24 protein-coding genes are annotated in these 23,377 nt (G+C 33.2%); 9 read left to right on the top strand and 15 right to left on the bottom strand.

Annotated elements, in window-relative coordinates:
- Positions 1 to 20: 20 nt before the first annotated feature.
- From V6246_RS17090 to V6246_RS17060, 7 genes are all read right to left on the bottom strand, one after another.
- Positions 21 to 1,184, bottom strand: coding sequence for a sigma-54-dependent transcriptional regulator (locus tag V6246_RS17090; RefSeq protein WP_159019492.1), 1,164 nt, complete (start codon positions 1,182 to 1,184; stop codon positions 21 to 23).
- Between the two features lie 2 nt (positions 1,185 to 1,186).
- Positions 1,187 to 2,029: a DUF6268 family outer membrane beta-barrel protein gene (locus V6246_RS17085; RefSeq protein WP_341561679.1), complete on the bottom strand. Its 843-nt coding sequence runs from the start codon at positions 2,027 to 2,029 to the stop codon at positions 1,187 to 1,189.
- Positions 2,030 to 2,088: 59 nt separating this feature from the next.
- The gene (locus V6246_RS17080; RefSeq protein ID WP_341561678.1) at positions 2,089 to 2,991 is read right to left on the bottom strand and encodes a mechanosensitive ion channel family protein; all 903 of its coding nucleotides are present in this window, start codon (positions 2,989 to 2,991) and stop codon (positions 2,089 to 2,091) included.
- 1 nt (position 2,992) lies between these two features.
- Entirely contained in the window at positions 2,993 to 4,306 is a 1,314-nt protein-coding gene (locus V6246_RS17075; RefSeq protein ID WP_341561677.1) for an ABC transporter permease, read from the bottom strand.
- Positions 4,307 to 4,311: 5 nt separating this feature from the next.
- Complete coding sequence (locus V6246_RS17070; protein WP_341561676.1) at positions 4,312 to 5,238, bottom strand: ABC transporter ATP-binding protein; 927 nt, start codon at positions 5,236 to 5,238, stop codon at positions 4,312 to 4,314.
- 410 nt (positions 5,239 to 5,648) lie between these two features.
- Complete coding sequence (gene dnaJ / locus V6246_RS17065; protein WP_159019487.1) at positions 5,649 to 6,785, bottom strand: molecular chaperone DnaJ; 1,137 nt, start codon at positions 6,783 to 6,785, stop codon at positions 5,649 to 5,651.
- Positions 6,786 to 6,839: 54 nt separating this feature from the next.
- The gene (locus V6246_RS17060) at positions 6,840 to 7,388 is read right to left on the bottom strand and encodes a nucleotide exchange factor GrpE (RefSeq protein ID WP_159019486.1); all 549 of its coding nucleotides are present in this window, start codon (positions 7,386 to 7,388) and stop codon (positions 6,840 to 6,842) included.
- 159 nt (positions 7,389 to 7,547) lie between these two features.
- Here V6246_RS17060 and V6246_RS17055 point away from each other — a divergent pair, with 159 nt between their 5' ends.
- Entirely contained in the window at positions 7,548 to 8,207 is a 660-nt protein-coding gene (locus V6246_RS17055; RefSeq protein WP_341561675.1) for a YceI family protein, read from the top strand.
- Between the two features lie 130 nt (positions 8,208 to 8,337).
- Positions 8,338 to 9,171 carry a hypothetical protein gene (locus V6246_RS17050; RefSeq protein ID WP_341561674.1) on the top strand — a complete coding sequence of 278 codons (834 nt, stop codon included), beginning with the start codon at positions 8,338 to 8,340 and terminating at the stop codon, positions 9,169 to 9,171.
- 55 nt (positions 9,172 to 9,226) lie between these two features.
- Here V6246_RS17050 and V6246_RS17045 read toward each other — a convergent pair whose 3' ends face one another.
- The 3 genes from V6246_RS17045 to V6246_RS17035 form a co-directional block, all read right to left on the bottom strand.
- A complete protein-coding gene (locus tag V6246_RS17045; RefSeq protein ID WP_341561673.1) occupies positions 9,227 to 10,135 on the bottom strand; it encodes a TIGR01777 family oxidoreductase in 909 nt (302 codons plus the stop codon).
- A 169-nt stretch (positions 10,136 to 10,304) separates the two neighbouring features.
- A complete protein-coding gene (gene mnmD / locus V6246_RS17040; RefSeq protein ID WP_341561672.1) occupies positions 10,305 to 10,985 on the bottom strand; it encodes a tRNA (5-methylaminomethyl-2-thiouridine)(34)-methyltransferase MnmD in 681 nt (226 codons plus the stop codon).
- A 2-nt stretch (positions 10,986 to 10,987) separates the two neighbouring features.
- The gene (locus V6246_RS17035; protein ID WP_341561671.1) at positions 10,988 to 11,491 is read right to left on the bottom strand and encodes a DUF4920 domain-containing protein; all 504 of its coding nucleotides are present in this window, start codon (positions 11,489 to 11,491) and stop codon (positions 10,988 to 10,990) included.
- 92 nt (positions 11,492 to 11,583) lie between these two features.
- Between V6246_RS17035 and V6246_RS17030 the strand changes: the two genes are divergently transcribed.
- Positions 11,584 to 12,651 carry a branched-chain amino acid aminotransferase gene (locus V6246_RS17030; protein WP_133965410.1) on the top strand — a complete coding sequence of 356 codons (1,068 nt, stop codon included), beginning with the start codon at positions 11,584 to 11,586 and terminating at the stop codon, positions 12,649 to 12,651.
- 93 nt (positions 12,652 to 12,744) lie between these two features.
- On the opposite strand, the gene V6246_RS17025 is transcribed toward V6246_RS17030, so the two are convergent.
- The 3 genes from V6246_RS17025 to V6246_RS17015 form a co-directional block, all read right to left on the bottom strand.
- On the bottom strand, positions 12,745 to 13,536 hold the full coding sequence (locus V6246_RS17025) for a redoxin domain-containing protein (RefSeq protein ID WP_341561670.1): 792 nt from the start codon (positions 13,534 to 13,536) through the stop codon (positions 12,745 to 12,747).
- Positions 13,537 to 13,548: 12 nt separating this feature from the next.
- Positions 13,549 to 14,082, bottom strand: a complete 534-nt coding sequence (locus tag V6246_RS17020; protein WP_341561669.1) for a TlpA family protein disulfide reductase — start codon at positions 14,080 to 14,082, stop codon at positions 13,549 to 13,551.
- Positions 14,083 to 14,158: 76 nt separating this feature from the next.
- A complete protein-coding gene (locus V6246_RS17015; protein WP_159019478.1) occupies positions 14,159 to 14,545 on the bottom strand; it encodes a nucleoside triphosphate pyrophosphohydrolase family protein in 387 nt (128 codons plus the stop codon).
- Between the two features lie 73 nt (positions 14,546 to 14,618).
- On the opposite strand from V6246_RS17015, the gene V6246_RS17010 reads away from it, so the two are divergent.
- Positions 14,619 to 14,804: a hypothetical protein gene (locus V6246_RS17010; RefSeq protein WP_159019477.1), complete on the top strand. Its 186-nt coding sequence runs from the start codon at positions 14,619 to 14,621 to the stop codon at positions 14,802 to 14,804.
- A gap of 411 nt (positions 14,805 to 15,215) precedes the next feature.
- On the opposite strand, the gene V6246_RS17005 is transcribed toward V6246_RS17010, so the two are convergent.
- Entirely contained in the window at positions 15,216 to 17,252 is a 2,037-nt protein-coding gene (locus tag V6246_RS17005) for a dipeptidyl-peptidase 3 family protein (RefSeq protein WP_341561668.1), read from the bottom strand.
- Positions 17,253 to 17,443: 191 nt separating this feature from the next.
- Here V6246_RS17005 and V6246_RS17000 point away from each other — a divergent pair, with 191 nt between their 5' ends.
- Genes V6246_RS17000 through V6246_RS16990 form a run of 3 tightly spaced genes read left to right on the top strand, consistent with a single transcriptional unit; the run spans position 17,444 to position 19,642 of the window.
- Entirely contained in the window at positions 17,444 to 18,478 is a 1,035-nt protein-coding gene (locus V6246_RS17000; RefSeq protein WP_341561667.1) for an SRPBCC family protein, read from the top strand.
- A 7-nt stretch (positions 18,479 to 18,485) separates the two neighbouring features.
- Positions 18,486 to 18,851 (top strand): fluoride efflux transporter CrcB, encoded by a 366-nt coding sequence (gene crcB, locus V6246_RS16995; protein WP_341561666.1) that lies wholly within the window; start codon positions 18,486 to 18,488, stop codon positions 18,849 to 18,851.
- A 20-nt stretch (positions 18,852 to 18,871) separates the two neighbouring features.
- Positions 18,872 to 19,642, top strand: coding sequence for an O-methyltransferase (locus tag V6246_RS16990; RefSeq protein WP_341561665.1), 771 nt, complete (start codon positions 18,872 to 18,874; stop codon positions 19,640 to 19,642).
- Positions 19,643 to 19,764: 122 nt separating this feature from the next.
- Here V6246_RS16990 and V6246_RS16985 read toward each other — a convergent pair whose 3' ends face one another.
- A complete protein-coding gene (locus tag V6246_RS16985) occupies positions 19,765 to 21,849 on the bottom strand; it encodes a DUF5723 family protein (RefSeq protein WP_341561664.1) in 2,085 nt (694 codons plus the stop codon).
- Positions 21,850 to 22,138: 289 nt separating this feature from the next.
- Here V6246_RS16985 and V6246_RS16980 point away from each other — a divergent pair, with 289 nt between their 5' ends.
- Both V6246_RS16980 and V6246_RS16975 read left to right on the top strand, forming a co-directional pair.
- Positions 22,139 to 22,711, top strand: coding sequence for a cob(I)yrinic acid a,c-diamide adenosyltransferase (locus tag V6246_RS16980; RefSeq protein ID WP_341561663.1), 573 nt, complete (start codon positions 22,139 to 22,141; stop codon positions 22,709 to 22,711).
- A 362-nt stretch (positions 22,712 to 23,073) separates the two neighbouring features.
- On the top strand, positions 23,074 to 23,295 hold the full coding sequence (locus V6246_RS16975; RefSeq protein ID WP_019387375.1) for a DUF2795 domain-containing protein: 222 nt from the start codon (positions 23,074 to 23,076) through the stop codon (positions 23,293 to 23,295).
- Positions 23,296 to 23,377: the final 82 nt, after the last annotated feature.

The raw sequence follows: 23,377 nt of genomic DNA, 5'->3' as shown, positions 1-23,377 counted from the left end.
TTATATGAATAAACTAAAATCTACTTACTCGCGAATAACTTAACATCCTGCTCGCTAACCTCAGCACCACCAAGAATAATAAGGCGTTCTACTACATTACGCAGTTCACGAATATTACCCGTCCAGTCGTATTCTTGTAATAATTTAACCGCTTTTTCGGTAAACTTCTTTTCGTTTGTACCTTGCTCACCAGATATTTTAGATGAAAAATGTTTTATCAATAACGGAATATCACCACGTCTTTCATTTAAAGCCGGTACTTTAATTAAAATTACCGCTAACCTATGGTATAAATCTTCTCTAAAATTACCGTCTTCAATCTCTTTCTTAAGGTTTTTATTGGTTGCTGCAACTACACGTACATTAACTTTAATATCCTTATCACTTCCTACACGTTGAATTCTGCTTTCTTGTAAAGCACGTAATACTTTGGCTTGCGCCGAAAGACTCATATCTCCAATTTCATCTAAGAAAATGGTTCCACCATTAGCCGCTTCAAATTTACCTGCACGATCTTTATTTGCACTTGTAAAAGCACCTTTTACATGTCCGAATAATTCACTTTCGATTAATTCGCTAGGTATGGCAGCACAATTCACTTCAATTAAATTTCCTTTTGCTCGATCACTCTTTTCGTGTAACCAATGAGCAACAAGCTCTTTTCCTGTTCCGTTTGGTCCTGTAATCAGCACACGTGCATCGGTTGGTGCTACCTTATCTATAATATCTTTTATTTGAGAGATTTCATCACTCTCACCTATCATTTCGTATTTCTTACTTACTTTTTTCTTCAGAATTTTGTTTTCTACAAACAACTCTTTTCTGTCTAAAGCATTACGAACCGTGTTTAATAAACGATTTAAATCTGGCGGTTTAGAAATATAATCAAAAGCACCTAAACGCATTGTATTTACAGCCGTATCAAGATCTCCGTGCCCGGAAATCATAACCATTGGTATTTCTGGCTTTATTTTTTTAGTAGCTTCTAATACTTCAACACCATCCATTTTTGGCATTTTAATATCACAAAGCACTAAATCGTAATCTTCGTTTTTTATCTTTTCAATACCAATTAATCCATCTTCTGCTTCTTCAACTTGATAGGTATCATTTTCTTCCGAAAGGATTTTTATAAGCACACGTCTAATTGCTGCTTCATCTTCTATTACTAGTATTTTTGGCATCTTTATATTTTAAATTTTAGTCCGCTTCTTAAATAGAACGCGTTAATATCGTCTAATTTAAAAATTTCATCTCTATTATTACTTCTAATTACATTATTTAATCTCACGGTATATCCGGTGTACAAATATGCCGCTAGATGTTTAGTAAAGCAATATTCGTACCCTAATCCGCTTACGGCAACAGATAATGATATATGCTCAGCCACTTTTTCGTTAATCACTAAAGGTTTTTGTAAATGCGCCAAGTAACCATCGAGACCTGTAAATACTTGTAAATTATTTTTAGGGTTGAAATGATACTTTAAATTCGATTTTGGAATTCCGGCCGTATAGCTCCAATTCTCATCAATTTTCCTATAATAACTCACAAATGGCAACGGAAAAGGTAAACCGGTTGTAGCATTATAAGTTAATCCTAAAATTAATCGACTGTCTTTTTTTACCTCGTCACTAGCTGTTCTTTTATTAATAAAAAACACGCCACCATTCATAAAGAAATCATCAGAATTTAATTTATGTGTAAGTGTGGATGCTATTCTTGGATTGAATTTAACTCCAAAACGCCATTTTTCATTCCACTTAAACGTATAAGCTAAGTTTAAATCTATAATATGGATTTTACTTAAACCAGAAGTTTCAAAATCGTACTCATCTTCTAAGTTTAATAAAATTCGATTATACTCTCCTCCCACAATAAAATAAGAATCGTTTTTAAGTTCTATAGGGTAATTTAAAAGCGCTCTTAATCGTGTGTATTGATCTTCGGAATTACTCTTAGGAATAAATGAATATTCTAAGCGCGCCAAATCTGTCAATTGTGCATGTGCCATATAAAAACCGACCATGAACAATAAAATTAACACCTTTTTAAATTCCTGTTTTTTTATCACAATTTAGCAAGTATCTATTGTTTAATAATATGAATATCTCTTTGAGGAAAAGGGATTGAAACCTTATTTTCTCTAAATAAACGATCTATTTCAAAGCGAATTTCACTTTTAGGAATAGCCCCTTGAAAACTATCGTTTATAGTGAATACCAATTTAAATTCTAAAGCACTATCCCCAAAGTTTGTAAAAAACACATAAGGTGCTGGATGTTGCATTACCGACTCATGATTGGTTGCTGCTTCTAAAAGTAACTTTTTTACAAGTTGTACATCACTACCGTATGCCACACCAACCTCAACAGCTTCTCTAGTAGACGATCCGTTTTGGGTCCAGTTATACAAGCTATTCGCTAAATATAAATGGTTAGGTATTATTAACACTCTATTATCTATAGTTACAGCTCGTGTTGTGCGGAGTTTTATTTCTTCTACGCGCCCAACCTTACCTTCTATTTCTATAATATCACCAACATGTACCGATTGATCTATTAATATAAAAATTCCTGAAATAATATCTTGAAACAATGTTTGAAGCGCCAAACCAACACCTATCAATAAAGCTGCCGAAGCCGCAAATATTGCCGTAACATTAATACCAATAGAATCCATGGCAATAAGCAATACAACTAAATATATGAGCCAACGTGCAAATGAAAAAACCGTAAAGAATTTGGTTTTATCATCTTCCGACATTTTACGCGTCATTAAATTTCGCGCAAAACGTAAAAAATAAGTGGTTAATATTAAAATGATAAGCACCAGCAAAACGGACTTTACTTTTAGCACGCCTGTTTCTATGCCACTACCATCTTTTATGGTGTAGGTATAAATATTATAATTTAAAAACTCCATGAACTGTTCCCAAATGGAACTATTACCGATGGTGTCTTCTATTTGATCTATAACCTTGTCTTGCATTTTAATATTTCATCCATTTAATTAACTCTTTGTATGTCGGTTTTTTACCATACATTAAAATACCAACACGGTATATTTTTGCAGCAAACCAAACGGTAAGCATAAATGTGCCCACCAAAATTGAAAACGATAATACTTGTTGCCAAATTGGAACTCCAAACGGAATACGCATTAACATAACCACTGGCGACGTTAAAGGTATAAACGAAAAAACTGTCGATACGGTTCCGTGTGGATCTTCTACCACTGTAAATATACCAATATAAACTGCTAAAACTAGAGGCATTATTATAGGCATCATAAATTGCTGCGTATCTGTTTCATTATCCACAGCCGCACCAATAGCAGCGTAAAAAGAACTATAAAGCAAATAGCCTCCAATAAAAAACAGTATAAATGCCAACACTAAATTGAACAATGGCAAATTATAAAATGCCGTTAATACATCTTGAATTCGCATATTAAGCTCTGGGTTTTCCATAGCCTGTTGCATCATTTGTTGCTGCGGCGTTTGTACTTGTGCCAAATCGATCCCGAACACAGCGGAAAGCACAAACATTAAAATGAAACCTAAAATAGTCCAAATTAAAAACTGTGTTATTCCTGCTAAAGAGGTTCCAAAAATTTTACCCAACATAAGTTGTACGGGCTTTACGGAAGAAATAATAACCTCTATAATTCGGCTCGTTTTTTCTTCTATTACACTTCGCATAATCATATTTCCATAAATAATGATAAACATAAAAAGCAAATACCCTAAAGCGCCACCAAAAGCAATTTTGATAACACTATCTATTTTTGATGTTTTCTGTCCGTCAAAACTTTCTTGTGCAATCTCTACGCTAATTTTAGAAGCATTAATCATATCTACATCTACACCATTTTGTAGAAGTTTCATGTTGGTTAATTTAGCTTCTATCTGATTTTCTAAATCTGAAATAGTGTTTATCGATGGGGATTCTTCAGAATAAAACGTGATATGCTTAGATAAGTTTTTTAAATCTTGCATTTTATCTACATGCAATAACCCATAAGCCTCTGTTTCTTTAGATAAATCTTTAGCATCGTTTAAAGACATCTCTCCCAAAACATGATAAGTAGTATGCTCTGAATCTTTAAAAGTATCTTTTACTAATCCAGATTCGTCCAACACAGATATTAAACGAATTTTATCATTGTTTAATTGTGTTAAGTATGCAACAACACCAATAAGTGCCATAAAAATAATGGGACTTAAAAACGTCATAATTATAAACGATTTATTTCTAACTTTATTTAGATACTCTCGTTTTATAATAAGTGGTAAATGATTCATAAAAATTAATTATTCTTTACTGTTTGAATAAAAATATCGTTAACGCTTGGTATTAACTCTACAAAATGAGAGACTTCGCCTTTACTTGCCAAGAAGCCTAATAAATCATTAGATTTTTGGGCATCTTGAAGTTTAATATTTAGTTTTAACTCGTTTTCTAAAGTTTTAAAATAAGCGTCGGAAACATCGAATTTTTGAGCTAATTCTTGTTTTAATCCCGGTTGATTATTTGATCGAATTCCAACTTCAAAAGTATTTGATTTAAATTGACGTTTTACATCAACCAATTTCCCTTCTAATATTTTATTCGATTTATGAATTAGTGCAATATCATCACATAATTCTTCTACAGATTCCATTCTATGCGTAGAAAAAATAATGGTCGCGCCTTGATCTCTTAAATGTAAAATTTCATCTTTAATAATATCGGCATTTATAGGATCGAACCCTGAAAATGGCTCATCAAAAATCAACAATTTAGGTTCGTGCAAAACCGTTACCACAAATTGAATTTTTTGTGCCATCCCTTTTGAAAGCTCCTGGATTTTTTTATTCCACCAATCGCCAATATCCAACCGATCGAACCAATATTTCAAACGTGCTTTAGCTTCAGTTTTACTTAAGCCTTTAAGTTGTGCTAAATAAAGAGCCTGCTCGCCTACTTTCATGGTTTTGTACAACCCACGCTCTTCTGGTAAATAACCAATATCTCTAATATGATTTTCGCGTAAGGCTTCGCCATCTAAAATAACAGATCCTGAATCGGGCATTGTTATTTGATTGATAACGCGAATTAAGGTTGTTTTCCCTGCTCCATTAGGTCCTAAAAGTCCAAAAATACTCCCTTTAGGTACTGATAGAGACACTTTATTTAGTGCGGTAAAGTCTCCGAAATTTTTAGAAACTTCGTTAACTTCTAATAAATTACTCATTAATTTTTTAGTTGACTTGTTTGCCGTAAATATATTAAATGTTTCGTTGTTAGCTTAAGTTGAACGGATGCTTTCTTAAAAAATTAGTTTTAATATTTACGCTCAAAATTAAGACATTCTAAAAGCAGTAAACTCTTTAAATTATTTAGAGCCCGATTCTATTGTTTTACACAAACTGATAGCGTTTTTACGTGCTCTATAATGCTTTAAAAACAAAACCCACCCTTAAAAAATTAAGGATGGGAAAAAAATTGCTATGAAAAAGAAAAATTATCACTAAAATAAATTAGTGATACATCAAATATAACTTTTTTTTAACAATTATTAACATTTCGCTTGAGTTAATTTTCAGTGCAAACAAAAAAAATCCGCTAAAAAAGCGGATTTTTGATTTTGACTTATATTTTTGGTTATGAGAACATATCCTTTACTTTTTCAAAAAAAGATTTATCAGATTTTTCCGGTTTTGGAGAAAAATGATCATCGTCTCTCATAGCTTCAAAAAATTCTTTTTGTTGCTTGTTTAGCGTTTTTGGTGTCCAAACATTTACGTGTACTAACAAATCTCCGGTTCCGTATCCATTGATACTCGGGATTCCCTTTCCGCGTAAGCGTAAAATTTTACCAGATTGAACTCCTGCTTCTACTTTAATACGCACTTTACCTGTTACGGTATCTATTTCTTTAGATGTACCCAATACAGCATCTGGCAAGCTAATATACATATCGTAATGTAAATTATCGCCTTCACGTTGTAAAGTCTCATGTTCTGCTTCTTCTATAGCAACTAGTAAATCTCCCGAAACGCCATTACCTGGTGCTTCGTTACCTTTTCCAGATACTTTAAGTTGCATACCATCTACTACTCCTGCAGGGATTTTAATAGTAACTGTTTCTTCAGACACTTTTAAACCTTGTGCATCAGCATCAGCTGGTTTTTTATCAATAGTTTGTCCCGCTCCACCACAAACATTACATGGTGCAGAGGTTTGCATACGACCTAAAATAGTGTTAGCGATACGTGTTACTTGCCCGCTACCATTACAAGTAGAACAAGTTTTGTAAGTAGTACCATCGGCCTGTACTTTACGTTTTACTTTTATTTTCTTTTCTACACCGTTAGCAATTTCTTCTAAGGTTAATTTTACACGAATACGTAGGTTACTTCCTTTAACACGGCGTTGGCCTCCGCCACCACCAAAACCAGAAAATCCGCCACCTCCGAAGCCGCCACCGCCGCCTCCGAAGATATCTCCGAACTGACTGAATATGTCGTCCATATTCATGCCGCCGCCGCCAAAACCGCCGCCACCGCCGCCGTTTTCAAAAGCTTGATGACCAAACTGATCATAACGTGCTTTTTTATTCTCGTCGCTTAAAATTTCATATGCTTCGGCTGCTTCTTTAAATTTACCTTCAGCACTTTTATCATCTGGATTTTTATCTGGATGAAACTCAATTGCCTTTTTTCGGTAAGCTTTTTTAATTTCGGCTGCCGTTGCTCCTTTGCTAATGCCTAATATTTCGTAATAATCTCTCTTTGCCATTGCTGTGTAAACCCTTCCGGAAAGGAAGCATTTGTTTTAATTAATAATACCTTCTTATTGTCCGATAACTACTTTCGGGAAACGAATTACTTTTTCGCCAAGTTTATAGCCTTTTTCAACTACATCAATAATTTTACCTTTCATATCATCTGTTGGCGCAGGAATTTGAGTAATTGCTTCGTGATTATCGGCGTTAAAAACTTCACCTTGCTCTACCACAACTGCTTTTAACCCTTTTTGCTCTAGTGTGTTTACCAGTTTTTGGTAAATTAAAAGTACACCTTTACGCAATTCTTCAGCTTCTTTATCGTCTTCAATATGACTTAAAGCACGCTCAAAATCGTCCAAAATTGGCAGTAATGTTTTCATTACATCTTCACTAGCTGTAGAAAACAACTCAATACGCTCTCTAGAGGTACGTTTTTTGTAGTTTTCAAACTCTGCGAAAAGTCTTAAAAACTTATCTTTTTCTTGCTTTACTTCAGCTTGTAATTTTTCTTCAACCGTCAGTTCTTCAACCTCTTGCTCTTCTACTGCAACGTTTTCTGCTTGGTTTGCTTCAACTTGCTCGTTCTCTATATCTTTGTTATCTTTATCACTCATTGTAATTTCAATTTTGCAATTCTTAAAATTAGTTGGCAAAAGTACTGCCAATATTATTAAAATGCCATAATGTCATTAATTTATTTTGTACTAAATTCCTTTATATTGAATTCCCTTTTGTGTAATTTTACACCATAAACTTTTAAAAAAACTATAACGATGAAAACAAAATTTGTAAATATTTTATTTATTACAGCTTTAAGCCTTTCTGTATTTAGCTGTAAAGACAAAGCAAAAGAAGCAACAACTACAGAAGCTGAAACTCCTGCTGTAACCGAAGCTGTTAATGCTGAAATTTACACTGTAGATAAAACTGCATCTACTATTGCATGGACAGGTTTTAAACCAACAGGTTCGCATAACGGAACCATTGCTTTAGAAAGCGGTGCAATTAATGTTGCTAATGGAAAAGTTGTTGGTGGATCTTTTATTATTGATATGGCATCGATAACTGTTTTAGATATTCCTGCTGATGATAAAGGAAATGCTAAATTAGTAGGTCACTTAACAAATGCTGACTTTTTTGATGTAGAGAAATACCCAAGTGCTGTTTTTACAATTACTGAGGTTACTGATGCTGAAGGGAAAACAATGCTTTCTGGTAACTTAACACTTAAAGAGGCTAAAAACAATGTAACTTTCCCTGTTACTATAGCTAACGAAGGTGGTGCTGTTACTATTACTAGTGAAGCATTTTCTATCGATAGAACAAAATGGAACGTACAATACGGATCTAAATCTGTGTTTGATAATTTAGGTGATAAATTTATCAATGATGATATTGAATTAAAAATTACAGTTAAAGCTGCGAAGTCTTAATTATAATATACATTTTATTGAAAAGCCACCTTGTGAAAACTTGGTGGCTTTTTTATTTTATAAAAGAACGTAAACACTAGGCGTTCTCCATTGTAAAACACGACTTAAAACTTAACTTTGTAAAAAAACTATGAAAATAAAAATTAATTTAATCCTTAGCGCTTTTACTGTCTTCGCTTTAGCATCTTGCAAAAATGAAGCAAAAGAAAACAAAGCAGAAACACCTATTGATAAGGTTGTAGAACAAAAACAAGAATTTCAAAATCAGGCTCACGAATTAGTGTACCAAATGACACAAAAAGTTGGGAACTACAGTAAACTTGCCAGCAAAAAAGATGTAGTCTATACTTACACCTACCGTATACCAGATGGTAAAACCGATATTATTACAGAAAAGTATATTTTTAATGGAGAACTATCTTACGGAGCATATCAAAAACACGAGCGCACACTTGCCGATTTGGATGGTTTAATAGAACAAGGTTACGATGGTAATGAATTTTGGATAAAACATAACGGAGCGCCATTAAACGATGCCGCTGCTTTAAAGAAGGTTGCTTTTAACAGACCTACAAATTTTTATTGGTTTGCCATGATGCAGAAATTGCTAGATCCAGGTTTACAATATGAATACTTAAAGGAACAAACTATTAACGATACCGCCTATGATGTTATTAAGGTTTCTTTTAACACCAGTAAACCATCAGATATTTATCAATTGTATATTAATAAAGAAACTAAATTGGTCGATCAGTTTTTATTTACCGTTATGGATTTTGGTAGAACCGAACCTATGTTAATGATAATGGAATATAAACAAGTTGAGGACTTACTAATACCAACAAAACGTAAATACAAAAAATCTAATTGGGACGCAGAAGTAACCGAAGAACCTTGGATACTTGTAAACTGGACCGATATAAAATTTAATAACGGTTTAACGAAAGCCGATTTTAAAAAATAAAACATTCTGAAAAGTGGCTCTTAATTTAAGAGTCACTTTTTTTTTGCAGAACCGCTTAACCTAGTAAATTATCTAAAGCCGGTTGTAAATGATGAAATTTAAAATCGTAGCCAGCATCTTCTATTTTTTTAGAACTTACACGCTGACTTTCAAACAACAAAAGATGCATTTCGCCAAGCACTAATTTCATGACAAACTTTGGCACATTAGGCATAAAAAAGGGACGATCTAAAGTTGTGGCTATCGTTTTAGTTAACTCGTAATTAGTTGTTGGGTTTGGAGCAACGGCGTTATAAACACCACTTAGTTTTTCTTGTAATGCGAGCATAAAAATCTGAGACAAATCTTCTATATGAATCCAAGATTGCCATTGTTTACCACTACCAAAAGCAGATCCTAAACCTAATTTTACAGGCTTTACCATTTCGGTTAATGCACCGCCATCTTCAGCTAAAACTAAACCAATTCTAATTTTAGCGACTTCTATATTTAATTCTGAAAAACGATCTACAGCAGCTTCCCAAACATTTACAACTTCACTTAAAAAAGAATCGCAACTACTAATTTTAAAATCTTCGGTGTAATAATTGGTTAAAGAATCGGGATATAAACCAATAGCGCTAGCCGATACCATTTGCGTTACCTGATGCTCTATTTTTTTAAGACTCTCAAAAAGTAAATGAGCCGTATCTTCTCGACTCGATAATATTATTTTTTTATATGAAGCCGTCCAACGTTTTGAAATAGTAGCACCTGCCAAGTTAATAATAGCATCTACATTTTTAAAACAATCTAAATCTATCTCTTTAGTTTTAGGTTGCCAGTAAAAACCTTGATAGTTTTCGGTGTTTTCAAGTTTAGATTTACTTGTAGTTAAATAGTTAACCTGAATATTTTGAGCATGACAGCGACTAACAATTTCTTGTCCAATTAATCCCGTAGCTCCTGTTATTAAAACTCGCATCTACTTTTTATTTAAAGTTACAAAATAGCCACTTTATTTACTACTCTTTTAGGGAAGGTTTAACACAATATTAATGATGCGCTTAATCTTTCTTCATTTTTAATAAAATAAAGAATAACGCTCTAAAATTATTGATATATTATAATGAATGAACTAGTAAGAATCTTTACTATTTAGTACCACGCAACATTTCGCGTTTTCCAGGAGGACCTTCTAAACGCTCCACAGTAAATCCAACGGCTTGCATAGCACGACGCACACTACCTTTTGCTGCATAGGTTACCAAAACACCACCAGGTTTTAACGCTTTATACATGGTTTTAAAAACAGGCTCTGTCCATAATTCCGGCTGAACGCGCGCACCAAAAGCATCAAAGTAGATGATATTAAAAGCTTGCTCGTCTTTAATTTCGGCAAAAAACTTCTTTTGCTTTTCAATTGAAAAGCTAGAGGTTAAAGCATGTTTTTCGTTCCAATCAACGTCATGGAGCGCTTTAAAAACAGATTCGTTATTTTCAGCTTTAAGCTCCTTAGCGTAGTTTAACAAACGTATTTCTTCCGTGGAAACGGGATACGCTTCTACTCCAACATAATCTATTTTTAATTTTAGTTTATCAGCTTCTAGAAAAGTGATAAAAGCATTTAAGCCTGTACCAAAACCAATTTCAAGAATGGCTACTTCTTCACCTTCCGCTTTTATGTTTTCAGAATAAAAATATTGCAGACCATGTTTTATAAATACATGGTAAGCTTCTTGTATGGCACCATGTTTAGAATGATATTGCTCGTCCCAATCTGGTAAATGTATGGTTGAAGAACCATCGGCTGTAATTACAACTTCTCTTTTCAAATTTATTGTTTTAAGAGTACACCATCAGCCTCAAAAGAAAATGTTCTTTTAGGTGCAATAATTTGCTCTATTTCTTCTTTAGTTTTTCCTGCATCTGCGGCATAATGACGTTGCTCATCAACTGAAACTTCAGAAACAAAAGCATTACCATTAATAATAACTTCTTGACCGGTGATATCTTTTGGCATAAAAAAACCATAATCTTTAAATTTCACCATAACCTCGTTACCATCTTCCAAATCTAAACGCATCCAACAGCCTTTTGCCTGACAAACACTATTAACTTTTGCTTTTATTTTTGAAGGAATACTGTCGCCCACATTCATAGATTTATAATGCGAAGCCATAGACGTTGCCGGAATAGCATCATCGGCTATAATTTTATTTCCGAAGGAAGCATAACTAACCGTTTCTGTTTTAGTAGGTTCTGCCTGTTGCACATCTGCTTTCTTTTTACATGATATCATAAAAAAAACGCAAATAAAAGTGAGAAAAAGAGATTTCATTTGATGAATGTTTAGATTTTATACAATTTCTGTAAATATACCCAAATTTTAAAAACGAATTTACTTAAATTTACAATCTAAATAAGAACAATATGAGTGCTATAATCAACAACATCGAGATTATAAAAGCAAAATCGACAAAAATTAATGATGTAGATTTTGACAATTTAAAGTTTGGAAGTGTTTTTTCAGACCACATGTTAGTGTGCAACTATGAAAACGGTAAGTGGCAAGCCCCTAAGGTTACGCCTTACGAACCGATTACTTTAGACCCATCGGCTAAGATTTTCCATTACGGTCAATCGATTTTCGAGGGAATGAAAGCATATAAAGATGCCGATGAGAAAGTCTGGTTATTCCGTCCTTTAGATAATTTTAATCGATTAAATATTTCTGCAAAACGTTTAGCAATTCCTGAATTACCTGAAAATTATTTCATGGAAGGTTTAAAAGCGCTTTTAGAAGTTGATAGCGATTGGATTCCTAAAAATGAAGGAAGCTCTTTATATATACGTCCTTTTATTTTTGCTTCAGGAAATGGTTTTCACGCCTCACCTGCCGATGCTTATAAATTTATAATTTGTACAGCACCATCGGGAGCTTATTTCTCAGGAAAAGTAAAGGTTTTAATTGAAGAAAAATACTCTCGTTCTGCCAATGGTGGTGTAGGTTTCGCAAAAGCTGGAGGTAATTATGCTGGGCAATTTTACCCAACACAATTAGCGATAGAAAAAGGTTACCAACAAGTAATTTGGACTGACGATAATACCCACGAATATATTGAAGAAGCTGGCGCTATGAATATTTTTGTACGTATAAACGATACATTAATTACAGGCCCAACTAGTGATAGAATTTTAGATGGTATTACTCGTAAAAGTATTATTCAATTAGCTGAAGCTGAAAACATACCTGTTGAAGTTAGAAAAATAACAGTAAAAGAAGTTGTGGAAGCTGCTAAGAACGGATCGTTAAAAGAAATGTTTGGTGCTGGAACTGCTGCTGTAATTTCTCCTATTTCTGGATTTGGATTTAAAGATGAAGATTTTGATTTACCAGAATTGGAAGACACATACGCTAGCTATTTAAAAAAGCGTATTACTGATATTCAAACGAACAAAACAGAAGACCCTTTTGCTTGGAGATACGAAGTAAAATAATTTTACCTACCTCCCTATCAAAAATGATAAATAAAAAAAAGAGAGAAATCTAAATTAGATTTCTCTCTTTTTTTATGAAACAAATTTAATGTTTTAGCTTCTACTTGCTTTTATTGGGCATCCAATAGCTTTTGTAATTTCTGGGCTTGGTTTTGTTCCGTTCTCTAAAGCCCTGATAGCATTTTCAAGAAATTTCACTTTAACATCTTCCGCAGATTTTGCATTATCATCAATAGTACCTATATATTGTACTTTACGATCTGCATCTAATAAAAACACATGAGGTGTTCTAACAGCTCCGTATTGTGGATATATTTTTTGTCCTTCATCTACGAGGTAAGCAAAAGGAAACCCTTTTTCCTTAGCACGAGCTTGCATAGCAGCATAACCTTCTTTTTCATTCTCAGGACTATTTGGGTTAATAGCTATTACAGGGTAACCTTTAGGCGCATACTCATTATGCAATGCTATTAAACGATCTTCGTACATTTTTGCAAACGGACACTCGTTACAAGTAAACGTTACAATGTAACCTTTAGCATTATCATAACTTGCGAGGGACACCATAGAACCATCAACATTTTTAAGATTGAAGTCGGTAGCTTGTTCTCCTATTTTATAACCGCCAATTTCTTCTAAGCTTTTAGTTTGTTCTGGAGAACCTCCTTTAGGCGGCCCTTTTCTATCACCTCCATGTGGTGGAGGCCCTGGCCTATCTCCATCATGAGGAGGTCCTTTTCGGTCTCCATCGTGCGGATGATCTTTATGATCGCTTTGGTGATTTTCCGCAGATACTTCACTGTTTTTCTGAGAACCATCTTTACACGATACTAAAACCGCAAGAGACAATGTTAATGTAGCTATTAATACACTTATTCTTTTCATTTTGAATTCTATTTATTTATTAAAATTTTTACTAATTTCAATTTCGATATCTTGTAAATCATCAAAAGAACGCTCGTAATAAAAACGTTTTTCGCTATTAAACATAATAGTAAACGGTATAGCGCCAGACCATTCAGGATTTATTTTGTTTATCCATGAATTAGCATCCGGATCGTCTAACAGAACCACTTTAGTCGTTATATTATTTTTCTTTAAGAAGGGTTTCAGCTTTGTTTCGATGTCCTTTGGAAAGTCCATACTAACCAAAACAACTTCTACATCGGGATTTTTTTGAGCATATTCTTGAATATACGGCAACTCCTCTACACATGGTAAACACCACATGGCCCAAAAATTTATTAAATATGTTTTATTGTTCTGAGTATAAAGCAAAGGCTCTAAGCCTTCAAAGTCGTAAATCGGAATATCTTGAGATATTATAGCTTCACTTTTATCTACCTTAATAGCTTCGTTTTTATTGTCTATACAGCTTACTAAAAAACATAGAGCCAAAGTAAAACTAACAAATACACCTTTCTTCTTCATTCAAAAAATAACTTAATCTTAATTAGACATCTTTATTTACAAAAGGTTTAATCTTAATAATAAATATTCAGAAAAGTTATTTCTTTAAAATATCTGCAATATTAGGTTGAAAATAATTTGGGCCTTTTAATACCTTACCATCTTCTCTATAAATAGGCTCTCCATCTTCACCTAACTTACTCATATTACTACGTTGAATTTCTTCAAATACTTCTTCAATTTTGTGCTGCATACCATGCTCTATAATAGTACCGCATAAAATATATAGCATATCGCCTAAAGCATCAGCAACCTCTACAAGATCGTTATTATTAGCAGCTTCTAGATACTCTTCATTCTCCTCTTTCATTAGATTGAAACGCAATGTATTTTTCGCATCACCTAAATCTGCCTTTGGAGTTTCTCTATATCCAATTTTATATGCCGTATGAAAGGCTTTTACTGCTTCTATCTTATTCTTCATAAATTATATTTTTAAACTTCTACAACCGTAGAAATCTCGTAAGTATTAATTAAATTTGCATAAAAATAGGGATATGTTTAGTAATGGTCAAATGATTTTCGGAGTAATATTTTTTATTGTTTTTGCCATTATTATTGGTTTCACCTACCGAAAAGACCTTAAACTACACAAGCGTTTTTACAGTGGAAGTATTTGGGTTTTAGTTGGCTTTATTGGCTTTATACTCTCTATTGTTGCTATTAAATTCTTTTTTAAATAATTCGTTTTTTCAAACTACCTCTTCCTGTAATTTACAAACGGGATTAATCCGTCATTTTTATAACAATCTTCAATAAAGAATACATTTTCTGTCTTATCAGGAATGCTCCTTTGGAAATTATAATATTAAAAACAAGCACCGCTTACTTATAAATTAGATATTTTTTAATTCTCTTTTAAGTATTTAGCAAGCATATTTGGGGTATTTATAAAAATTTCCAACTTTACCACGCAACCTTTTTTAAAACCGTGCATCTACCTAACAGCTATTAAACTAAATTGAAAATGAAACTACTAATTATTATCGGTGTACTCATCTTATTAAATTTAATTCTATTAACGTTTAGTGTAAACAAAAAAACAGAACCCTGAATAAAGGTTCTGTTTTTTTTATTTACAATTAACTGAGTAATTAGTTAACTTCAGGAAGAAAACTAAAATGCTTACTATACGTTAACATTTGATCTACAAAAGACTCAGGATACTCTACATTTACTTTAGTTATTTCGCCTGCATCATTAGTTTCTGGAACTAAAACGGGGTTAATATAACCTGTATAAGGCGCTGAATTAAATTGCTTATTACGCTCTAAAACATTTGCATGAATATCTTGGTCTACTTTTACACCATAACCTTCAACTAAAGCTTCTACAGCTTTATAATCACCTTCAGATTTTATACGTTGCGTTTCTTTTAATAATTCACCAAAAAGATCGTGTAATTTCGCATAATCATTGATATTAAAATATGTTTTACCATCACGAGTTACTTTTTCAATAACGTTATCTGCTTTTCCTTTTTCAAAAGCCCAAGCCGATACCCATTGTCTGTTTCTCATGTGCGCTTCTTCAACGTTATCACCTAAATTCAAACGAATTAATTGCGTCATTAAACCATTTCTAATGTAACCGTCGTAAGCTGTTTTACCAATCTTTTCCCAATCGGTTACTAAACCTAGTTCTTGTAATTTAGGGTTGTATAAATAATACAAACCAACTAAATCCGCACGACCTTCTTCTAAAGTAGATGCGTAGTTTTTAAGCGTTTCTTTAGTTTCACCAACACCAGGATTTAACTTTCCAGAAGCGTGACCAATAACTTCATGCAAAGCAGTATGTAATTTATCGGCTAATTGCCCATACTCTTCTTCTAAAAGTAATTCTTCTTCATCATGAACAAATTCTTTTAAACGCCCAGTAGTTCCTGCATTGTTTGATGCATTTACAATATTCCCTAAGGATACAGATTTACTACCAACAGCTGCACGAATCCAGTTTGCATTTGGTAAATTAACACCAATTGGAGTGCTTGGAGATGCATCACCAGCCTCACCTGCGACATTAACAACTTTGTAAGTTACACCAACAACATTCTCTTTTTTATGTTCTGCCATTAATGGAGAATTATCTTCGAACCATTGTGCATTATCTGATAATACTTTCATTTTTTGAGACATATCAAAATCATTAATTTGAATGATACTCTCGTAAGATCCACGGTATCCTAATGGATCGTTATACACCTCAATAAAACTATTTATGTAATCTATATTTCCTGCAGTAGCACCAGTCCAAGCTACATTATAATCATCCCAAGTTTGTAAATCTCCCGTTTTGTAATATTCAATTAAAAGACCTAAAGCATGACCTTGGGCTTCATTTTCTGCAACACCTTTAGCCAACTCTAACCATTTAACAATTTCGTCTATAGCTTCACCGTAAAGTCCGCCTGATTTATAAACACGTTCTTTTAAAACACCATCCTCTTTTACTAATTGCGAGTTTAACCCAAAAGACAAAGGTTTATCTGCATTTGGAGATTGCTTAGCTTTATAGAAACTTTCAACATCGGCATTTGTAACATTTGGTCCGTAAAAATTAACAGCCGAAAGCGCCACATTATCAACACCTTTTCCTTGGTTCACTTTTTTAGCATCCGCATCATTAAATATAGCATCAAAAGCATCAGCGTCTAAAGTTGTATTAGTTGCAGCCAGTAATTCTTTTAGATAATCTGCAGAAAACTCAGGAGTTAATTTATCTGTAGAATAGTGATGGTGTATACCATTACTAAACCAAACACGTTTTAAATAACTCTCAAAACTTGCCCAATCTTTAGCCTTTTTATCACCAGAATAGCTTGTGTAAACTTGCTCTAAAGCCTTTCTAATTTTTAAATTATAACGGTAATTTTGATCCCACATAATATCGCGACCAGACAAACCCGCTTGAGTTAAATAGTAAACTAACTTTTGCTCTTTTAAAGTTAATTTATCCCAACCCGGAATTTGATACTTTAATATTTTAATATCAGCAAATTGATCTACATTATAATTAAATGCAACAACCTCTTTTACCTCTTCAATAACCTGACTATCACTTTTTTCATTACCACATGAAAACAGCATTAGGTTTATTATTGCAACACCTACAATTGATTTTAGTTTCATAATTTAAATTATTATTATTTTTTAACTTACAAAAACAACGCTTTAAAACGACTTACTATTCTTATTTTCATAAAATTAGAACATTTCGCTATTAAAACGTTATTATTAATTCAACAAATGTAATAATTTATTAAACGAATTTTAAAATTGATTATCTTTGAGTTAAATATTCTCTCTCTAAACCATATACAATGAAAGCTTTTAAGTATATTTTATTTCTTTTACTTATTACAATTATAGGCTCATCTATATATATTGCGGTGCAGCCCAACACGTATACGTTTTCTAGAAGTAGAATAATTGAGGCTCCAAGTACTGTGGTTTTTAATGAAGTGAATAATTATAAAAACTGGCCAAACTTCTCTCCATGGCTTGAACAAGAACCACAAGCAACACTTACTTATTTAGATAAAACCATTGGTATTGATGCAGGTTACGCCTGGAACGGAGACATTTTAGGAGAAGGCAGCATGAAGACTTTAGCTGTTGAAGAAAACAAATCTATAACACAACAAATTAATTTTGTAACACCTTTTGAAAGCCAATCGGATATTAGTTGGTCTTTTGAGCCTGAAAACAATGGTACAAAAGTAACTTGGACCATGAGTGGGAAGCAAGATTTTATGACTAAAATGTATACCGCTTTTTCCGGACCTATTGAAGAATCTGTTGGTCCCGATTTTGATCGTGGCTTATTTAAACTAGATAGCGTTGCCGTTGCTAGCATGAAAAAATACAGCATCAATGTTGTTGGAGTTACTCAACACGGTGGTGGCTACTATTTATACAACACCGCTTCTTGTAAAATAAATGAACTTTCTACAAAAATGCAGAATATGCTACCTAAAGTTATAGCTTACGCTGATAATAATAACATACAAACCGCAGGTAAACCTTTTGTAAATTACCATCAATGGGATGAAGAGAATAACGCCGTTATGTTTTCATGTTGTGTACCAACAACCGAAAAAGTAATATCTAATGATAGCGATATATTAACGGGACAATTACTACCATTTAAAGCTGTAAAAACGGTTTTAAAAGGAAATTACACCAACTTAAAAGAAGCATGGGAAAAAGGCATGAATTATATTCCTGAAAATGAATTAGAAGCTTTAGAAAACGGACCGACTATAGAAGTGTATAGCAATCTAGCCGAAAACAACCCAAACCCTGCAGAATGGCTAACCGAAATATACATTGCCATAAAACCACTAGACGATTAATTTTTAAATGAAACAACTTGTATTCGTTTTTCTGGGTGGTGGTTTTGGTAGCGTACTGCGCTATCTAATTGGTAAACTTTTAAACAACACAGAAAACGGAATACCTTACGGCACCTTTGTAGCCAATATTTTGGGCAGTCTGCTTATTGGCATTGTTTTAGGTCTAGCTGCTAAACACGATTCGCTTTCACAAAATCAAACATTACTTTTAGCTACTGGTTTCTGCGGTGGTTTTACAACTTTTTCTACCTTTGCTTACGAAAACCACATGTTTTTAAAATCTGGAGATTTCACCAGTTTTGCAATTTATACTATTGCTAGTTTTGTGGTTGGATTTTTAGCAGTATTCTTTGGCATGTATTTAGCCAAATAACTAAAACGGTCAATAAAAGCGTGTATCAAATTATTCAATATTTTAAATTTCTTTTAAAATCGACCAATGAGCACGGTGTGCACTCCCCTTTTGTGTACGATTTAATTACCAAATGCTTTTACGATAAAACAAACTACCCAGATTATAAAACAATAATTGATTATAAAGCAGCGCTTCTAAAGAATAATAACCTTATACAAGTAACCGATTTAGGCGCAGGTTCTCAGGTTATGAAACAAGAAAAACGCAGCATTTCTAAAATGGCTAAAAACGCGGGGTCTACCAATAAGCGCGCAAAACTACTATATAGATTATCAAAATACATTAAACCCGAAAACAGCTTAGAATTAGGAACCTCTTTAGGCATAGCTACAACAGCTTTACATTTGGGAAATCCCGAAGCTAACATTACAACTATTGAAGGCTGCCCTAATATTTCCACCTTATCTAAATCTAATTTTGAAGCTTTTAAGCTAAAAAACATTGAAGTGATAACGGGTAATTTTAATGATGAAATTGAACAACTTAAAACCAATAGTTACGATTTAATTTTCTTTGATGGTAACCATAAAAAGCAAGCCACTTTAGATTATTTTGAAGCGCTTTTAGAAACGGCTCACAACGATTCTGTTTTTATATTTGATGATATTTACTGGTCTAAAGGCATGACGGAAGCATGGGAAATAATAAAAAAACATCCGAAAGTAAAAGTTACTATAGATACTTTTTTCTGGGGATTTGTATTCTTTAGGAAAGAGCAAGTTCGTGAAGATTTTGTGATTCGTGTTTAACTAAAATCTCACGTCACTTTTCCTTCATTGTAAAAAATCATAAAAAACAAAAAAGCCTCAGAGTTATTAAACTCTGAGGCTTTTGTTTAGATAAAAACTATCTAAATATTATTAAGTTGAAATTACTTAACTAAGTTAATTTCTACTCTTCTGTTATCAGCTCTACCAGCAGATGTTGCATTAGTAGCAATTGGTCTAGTTTCACCAAAACCAATAGCAGATAATCTAAACTCATCTACACCATTTTTAACTAAATAAGTTTTTACAGCATTTGCTCTAGCATCTGATAGTCTTTGGTTTAAAGTATCTCCTCCAGAACTATCTGTATGACCTTCAATAGAAAATTTAGCATCAGGATATTCACCTAAAATGTTTACAATTTCAGCTAACACTTTATTAGATTCTGTTTTAATAGAAGATTTTCCAGAGTTAAACAAAATAGTTTTAGCGTAAGCATTTAAAGTCGCTTGCACCTCTACTGTAGGTACAATTACTTCAGGACAACCTTTGTTTGCTACTGTACCAGCAACGTCTACACATTCGTCAAATTTATCTGCTACACCATCGTTATCTGTATCTTTCCATGGGCAACCACTGTTTTCTACAGGACCTACAACTTTAGGACAAATATCAACATTGTCTAAAACACCATCGTTATCTGTATCTCCCCAAGGACAACCTTTATTTTCTTTAGGACCGGCAACTTCTGGACAATTATCTTCATTATCCATAACACCATCTACATCACTATCTAACCATGGACAACCGTTGTTTTCAGCTGGTCCTGCTTCTTTAGGACAACCATCTAACTTATCGATAATACCATCATTATCTCTATCTTTTGGCTTACCTTGATATACTGGCACTTTTAAACCTGCATAAACATCGGCACCTTTTGTATTATCACCCGCTAAAGCAGTAATTACAGATCCAGAACCAATGTATAAAGGTCCAGCTCTAAATCCTGCTCCTGCTTGAAACCCATTATATTGTACTAAACTTACTGGAACATAAAAACTAAACCATTTACTCTCAAAACGAGGAGTTAATGATACCATGTTTGCAATACGACTCGCTTTTTCTTTTCCTTTAGCAATAAGAGAAAAATCAGTATTTAAGTTTAAAAAGAAACGCTTAGTAAAGCTATAATCTGCATTTAAATGAACAGCCGTTGGCAACTTTACTTTGTAACCATTAGTTACTGTACCAATACCGTAAATATTTTCTAAAGCATCTGCAAAATCGTCACCATTATCAAAATCGTCTTCATTAATGTTTGCACCGTTAATATCAAAAACTTCTTGAGTTCCCTCTTTGTAGTTAATTTGACCGATATCTGTAATAGAAAGACCTAATTTTAATTTGTATTTGTTTTCGTATTTATGACCATATGTATCACCATCTGCATTAGTTGTTTGGTAGTCTCTATAATCTGGTCTCCATTCGTAAACAAAACCTAAATCTGCACCAAAACCGGAAGCATCTGGAAGTTCGTAATCATAATCATCATTATCGAAATTATCATAATAACCGTAAGTTAACTCACCTGTAGTATCTAAACTTCCTGTAGTTGGATTTGTACCATCGGCATCATAATCTACAGTTACATTTTTACCATAAGCATAAGCAGTACCACCACCTTGTAAATACTTTACGGTAAGACCACCTTTTAAAAAGTGTTCTTCTTTGTTCATTAAAACTCTAGCATAAGTTACACCTACTTCTGCCCAAGCTTGAGCAAAGGTTGTAAAATCACCTTCGTTTACAATAAAATCATCGGTAGTGTCATCATCAACATTATCAATAGTTTCTCCATTAATTTCGGTTACATTAACCATAGAGCGTGCTCTAGTAAAAATAGCTAAAGAGCTAGTTTCGGTTAAATTAAACATAAATGCTGGCCCCATAACATCTAAATTAATAGCTGCATTATTATCTGTAGATGGCGATTTTTTGGCATCTAAATCAAAATCGTAATCATCTTTAAGTGCATCCAAAAGGTTAACGCCATAATAGTCGTTACCTGCAAAAGCACTAACACCTACAATGTTAATATCTGTTTTAAAACGAGAATCTGTAATATTAGCAGGGTTAGCAATAACGCTATTTACACCGCTGTAATTATCTGTAAGAAACCCTACGTAAGACTGTGCCTTAGCACCGAAGGAACCTACAAGTAATAATACTACTAATGAGATTTTTTTCATAATTAAGTTTTATTTTTTTATGTTGTTTTGTGCAAAAATAATAGTTTTACTTTTAATCTATAAGTGATAATTAACTTACAAGCAATTATTACAAAGTTTCTTTTAATTACCCCCTTTTTAAAACAGTATTATTAGCAATACTCATAATTCCTTAAAGAATTGTTAAATAATTATTCACAGAATAAAATTGTCGGTTTAAAAAACTATAAATGAAATACTTCTAACAAGCACTTCTATTTTTACAGTAATCTTTTTTGAAATTTCCTTTTTTAACAATTACCTTTAACCTATGAAAATTTACACTAAAACAGGCGACAACGGTACCACGGCATTATTTGGAGGTACTCGTGTACCAAAGCACCATATCCGTATAGAAAGTTACGGCACTGTAGATGAGTTAAACTCTCATTTGGGTTTAATTCGCGATCAGGATATTAACGAGGGTTACAAGGAATTACTAACCGAAATTCAGCATAAATTATTTACGGTTGGCGCTATTTTGGCTACCGATCCAGAAAAAGCTGTTTTAAAAAACGGCAAAGACCGGCTTAATATCGAAAAGATATCGATTAAGGATATTGAGCGTTTAGAGCTTGCTATGGACAGCATGAACGAGGCTTTACCAGAAATGACGCATTTTGTGCTTCCGGGCGGCCATCAAACCGTGTCATTTTGTCACATAGCGCGCTGTGTATGCCGTAGAGCCGAGCGTTTAGCAACAGCACTTAACGACTTAGAACCTTTTGAAGCGAATGCTTTAAAGTATTTAAATAGACTTTCGGACTATCTTTTTGTATTGGCACGAAAGTTGTCTTTAGACTTGCAAGCAAATGAAATTAAATGGATTCCTGAAAAATATTAAATTATTTATTGGAAGTTTAAATTAAAAAGCTATATTTTGAATTAGAAAGCGAAACCGCGTTAGGGATCGAACGGCATGTTTAAGCTCCCCGACCAACGGAAGGGAACGAGTAGAGAAATTTTTATATTAATGAGTTCTTTAATATAAAATAGAAATCAACGAATAAAGCCCGCCCCTTGTAGTAACGCCAAAACAAAAATAAAGCAAAAGTATTGCTACAATTATTAACTATGCAATAATAAATTTCAACTGTTTAGAGTACAAAAGGATACGTTCTTAAAATTAATGATTAAATAATTCATTTTTTACTTGTGTGTTTAAACTAAAAATTTATTTTTGCAAAAAATTAAACGCATTAACACATGTATTGGACTTTAGAATTAGCATCTTATTTAAGTGATGCGCCTTGGCCTGCAACCAAAGACGAATTGATAGATTACGCCATTAGAACTGGTGCACCTTTAGAGGTTGTAGAAAATTTACAGTCGATTGAGGACGAAGGTGATTCGTACGATTCGATTGAGGAAATATGGTCGGATTACCCTACAGATGAAGATTATCTGTGGAATGAAGATGAATATTAAAAATATAAGCATAAAGAATAGTTAAAAAGTCTCGAATTGAGACTTTTTTTTTGTTCTAAAAGGTATCTTTGGTATTAATATA

It is taken from the genome of Algibacter sp. TI.3.09 (assembly GCF_038154905.1).
Lineage (GTDB): Bacteria > Bacteroidota > Bacteroidia > Flavobacteriales > Flavobacteriaceae > Algibacter.
This window is presented reverse-complemented; position numbering and strand designations above follow the sequence as displayed.

What these genes read in the sequence shown, in the direction of transcription:
- V6246_RS17090 (WP_159019492.1), bottom strand. Translation starts at nt 1,184, where the DNA reads ATGCCAAAAATACTAGTAATAGAAGATGAAGCAGCAATTAGACGTGTG.
- V6246_RS17085 (WP_341561679.1), bottom strand. Translation starts at nt 2,029, where the DNA reads ATGGTCGGTTTTTATATGGCACATGCACAATTGACAGATTTGGCGCGC.
- V6246_RS17080 (WP_341561678.1), bottom strand. Translation starts at nt 2,991, where the DNA reads ATGCAAGACAAGGTTATAGATCAAATAGAAGACACCATCGGTAATAGT.
- V6246_RS17075 (WP_341561677.1), bottom strand. Translation starts at nt 4,306, where the DNA reads ATGAATCATTTACCACTTATTATAAAACGAGAGTATCTAAATAAAGTT.
- V6246_RS17070 (WP_341561676.1), bottom strand. Translation starts at nt 5,238, where the DNA reads ATGAGTAATTTATTAGAAGTTAACGAAGTTTCTAAAAATTTCGGAGAC.
- dnaJ (WP_159019487.1), bottom strand. Translation starts at nt 6,785, where the DNA reads ATGGCAAAGAGAGATTATTACGAAATATTAGGCATTAGCAAAGGAGCA.
- V6246_RS17060 (WP_159019486.1), bottom strand. Translation starts at nt 7,388, where the DNA reads ATGAGTGATAAAGATAACAAAGATATAGAGAACGAGCAAGTTGAAGCA.
- V6246_RS17055 (WP_341561675.1), top strand. Translation starts at nt 7,548, where the DNA reads ATGAAAACAAAATTTGTAAATATTTTATTTATTACAGCTTTAAGCCTT.
- V6246_RS17050 (WP_341561674.1), top strand. Translation starts at nt 8,338, where the DNA reads ATGAAAATAAAAATTAATTTAATCCTTAGCGCTTTTACTGTCTTCGCT.
- V6246_RS17045 (WP_341561673.1), bottom strand. Translation starts at nt 10,135, where the DNA reads ATGCGAGTTTTAATAACAGGAGCTACGGGATTAATTGGACAAGAAATT.
- V6246_RS17035 (WP_341561671.1), bottom strand. Translation starts at nt 11,491, where the DNA reads ATGAAATCTCTTTTTCTCACTTTTATTTGCGTTTTTTTTATGATATCA.
- V6246_RS17030 (WP_133965410.1), top strand. Translation starts at nt 11,584, where the DNA reads ATGAGTGCTATAATCAACAACATCGAGATTATAAAAGCAAAATCGACA.
- V6246_RS17025 (WP_341561670.1), bottom strand. Translation starts at nt 13,536, where the DNA reads ATGAAAAGAATAAGTGTATTAATAGCTACATTAACATTGTCTCTTGCG.
- V6246_RS17020 (WP_341561669.1), bottom strand. Translation starts at nt 14,082, where the DNA reads ATGAAGAAGAAAGGTGTATTTGTTAGTTTTACTTTGGCTCTATGTTTT.
- V6246_RS17015 (WP_159019478.1), bottom strand. Translation starts at nt 14,545, where the DNA reads ATGAAGAATAAGATAGAAGCAGTAAAAGCCTTTCATACGGCATATAAA.
- V6246_RS17010 (WP_159019477.1), top strand. Translation starts at nt 14,619, where the DNA reads ATGTTTAGTAATGGTCAAATGATTTTCGGAGTAATATTTTTTATTGTT.
- V6246_RS17005 (WP_341561668.1), bottom strand. Translation starts at nt 17,252, where the DNA reads ATGAAACTAAAATCAATTGTAGGTGTTGCAATAATAAACCTAATGCTG.
- V6246_RS17000 (WP_341561667.1), top strand. Translation starts at nt 17,444, where the DNA reads ATGAAAGCTTTTAAGTATATTTTATTTCTTTTACTTATTACAATTATA.
- crcB (WP_341561666.1), top strand. Translation starts at nt 18,486, where the DNA reads ATGAAACAACTTGTATTCGTTTTTCTGGGTGGTGGTTTTGGTAGCGTA.
- V6246_RS16985 (WP_341561664.1), bottom strand. Translation starts at nt 21,849, where the DNA reads ATGAAAAAAATCTCATTAGTAGTATTATTACTTGTAGGTTCCTTCGGT.
- V6246_RS16980 (WP_341561663.1), top strand. Translation starts at nt 22,139, where the DNA reads ATGAAAATTTACACTAAAACAGGCGACAACGGTACCACGGCATTATTT.
- V6246_RS16975 (WP_019387375.1), top strand. Translation starts at nt 23,074, where the DNA reads ATGTATTGGACTTTAGAATTAGCATCTTATTTAAGTGATGCGCCTTGG.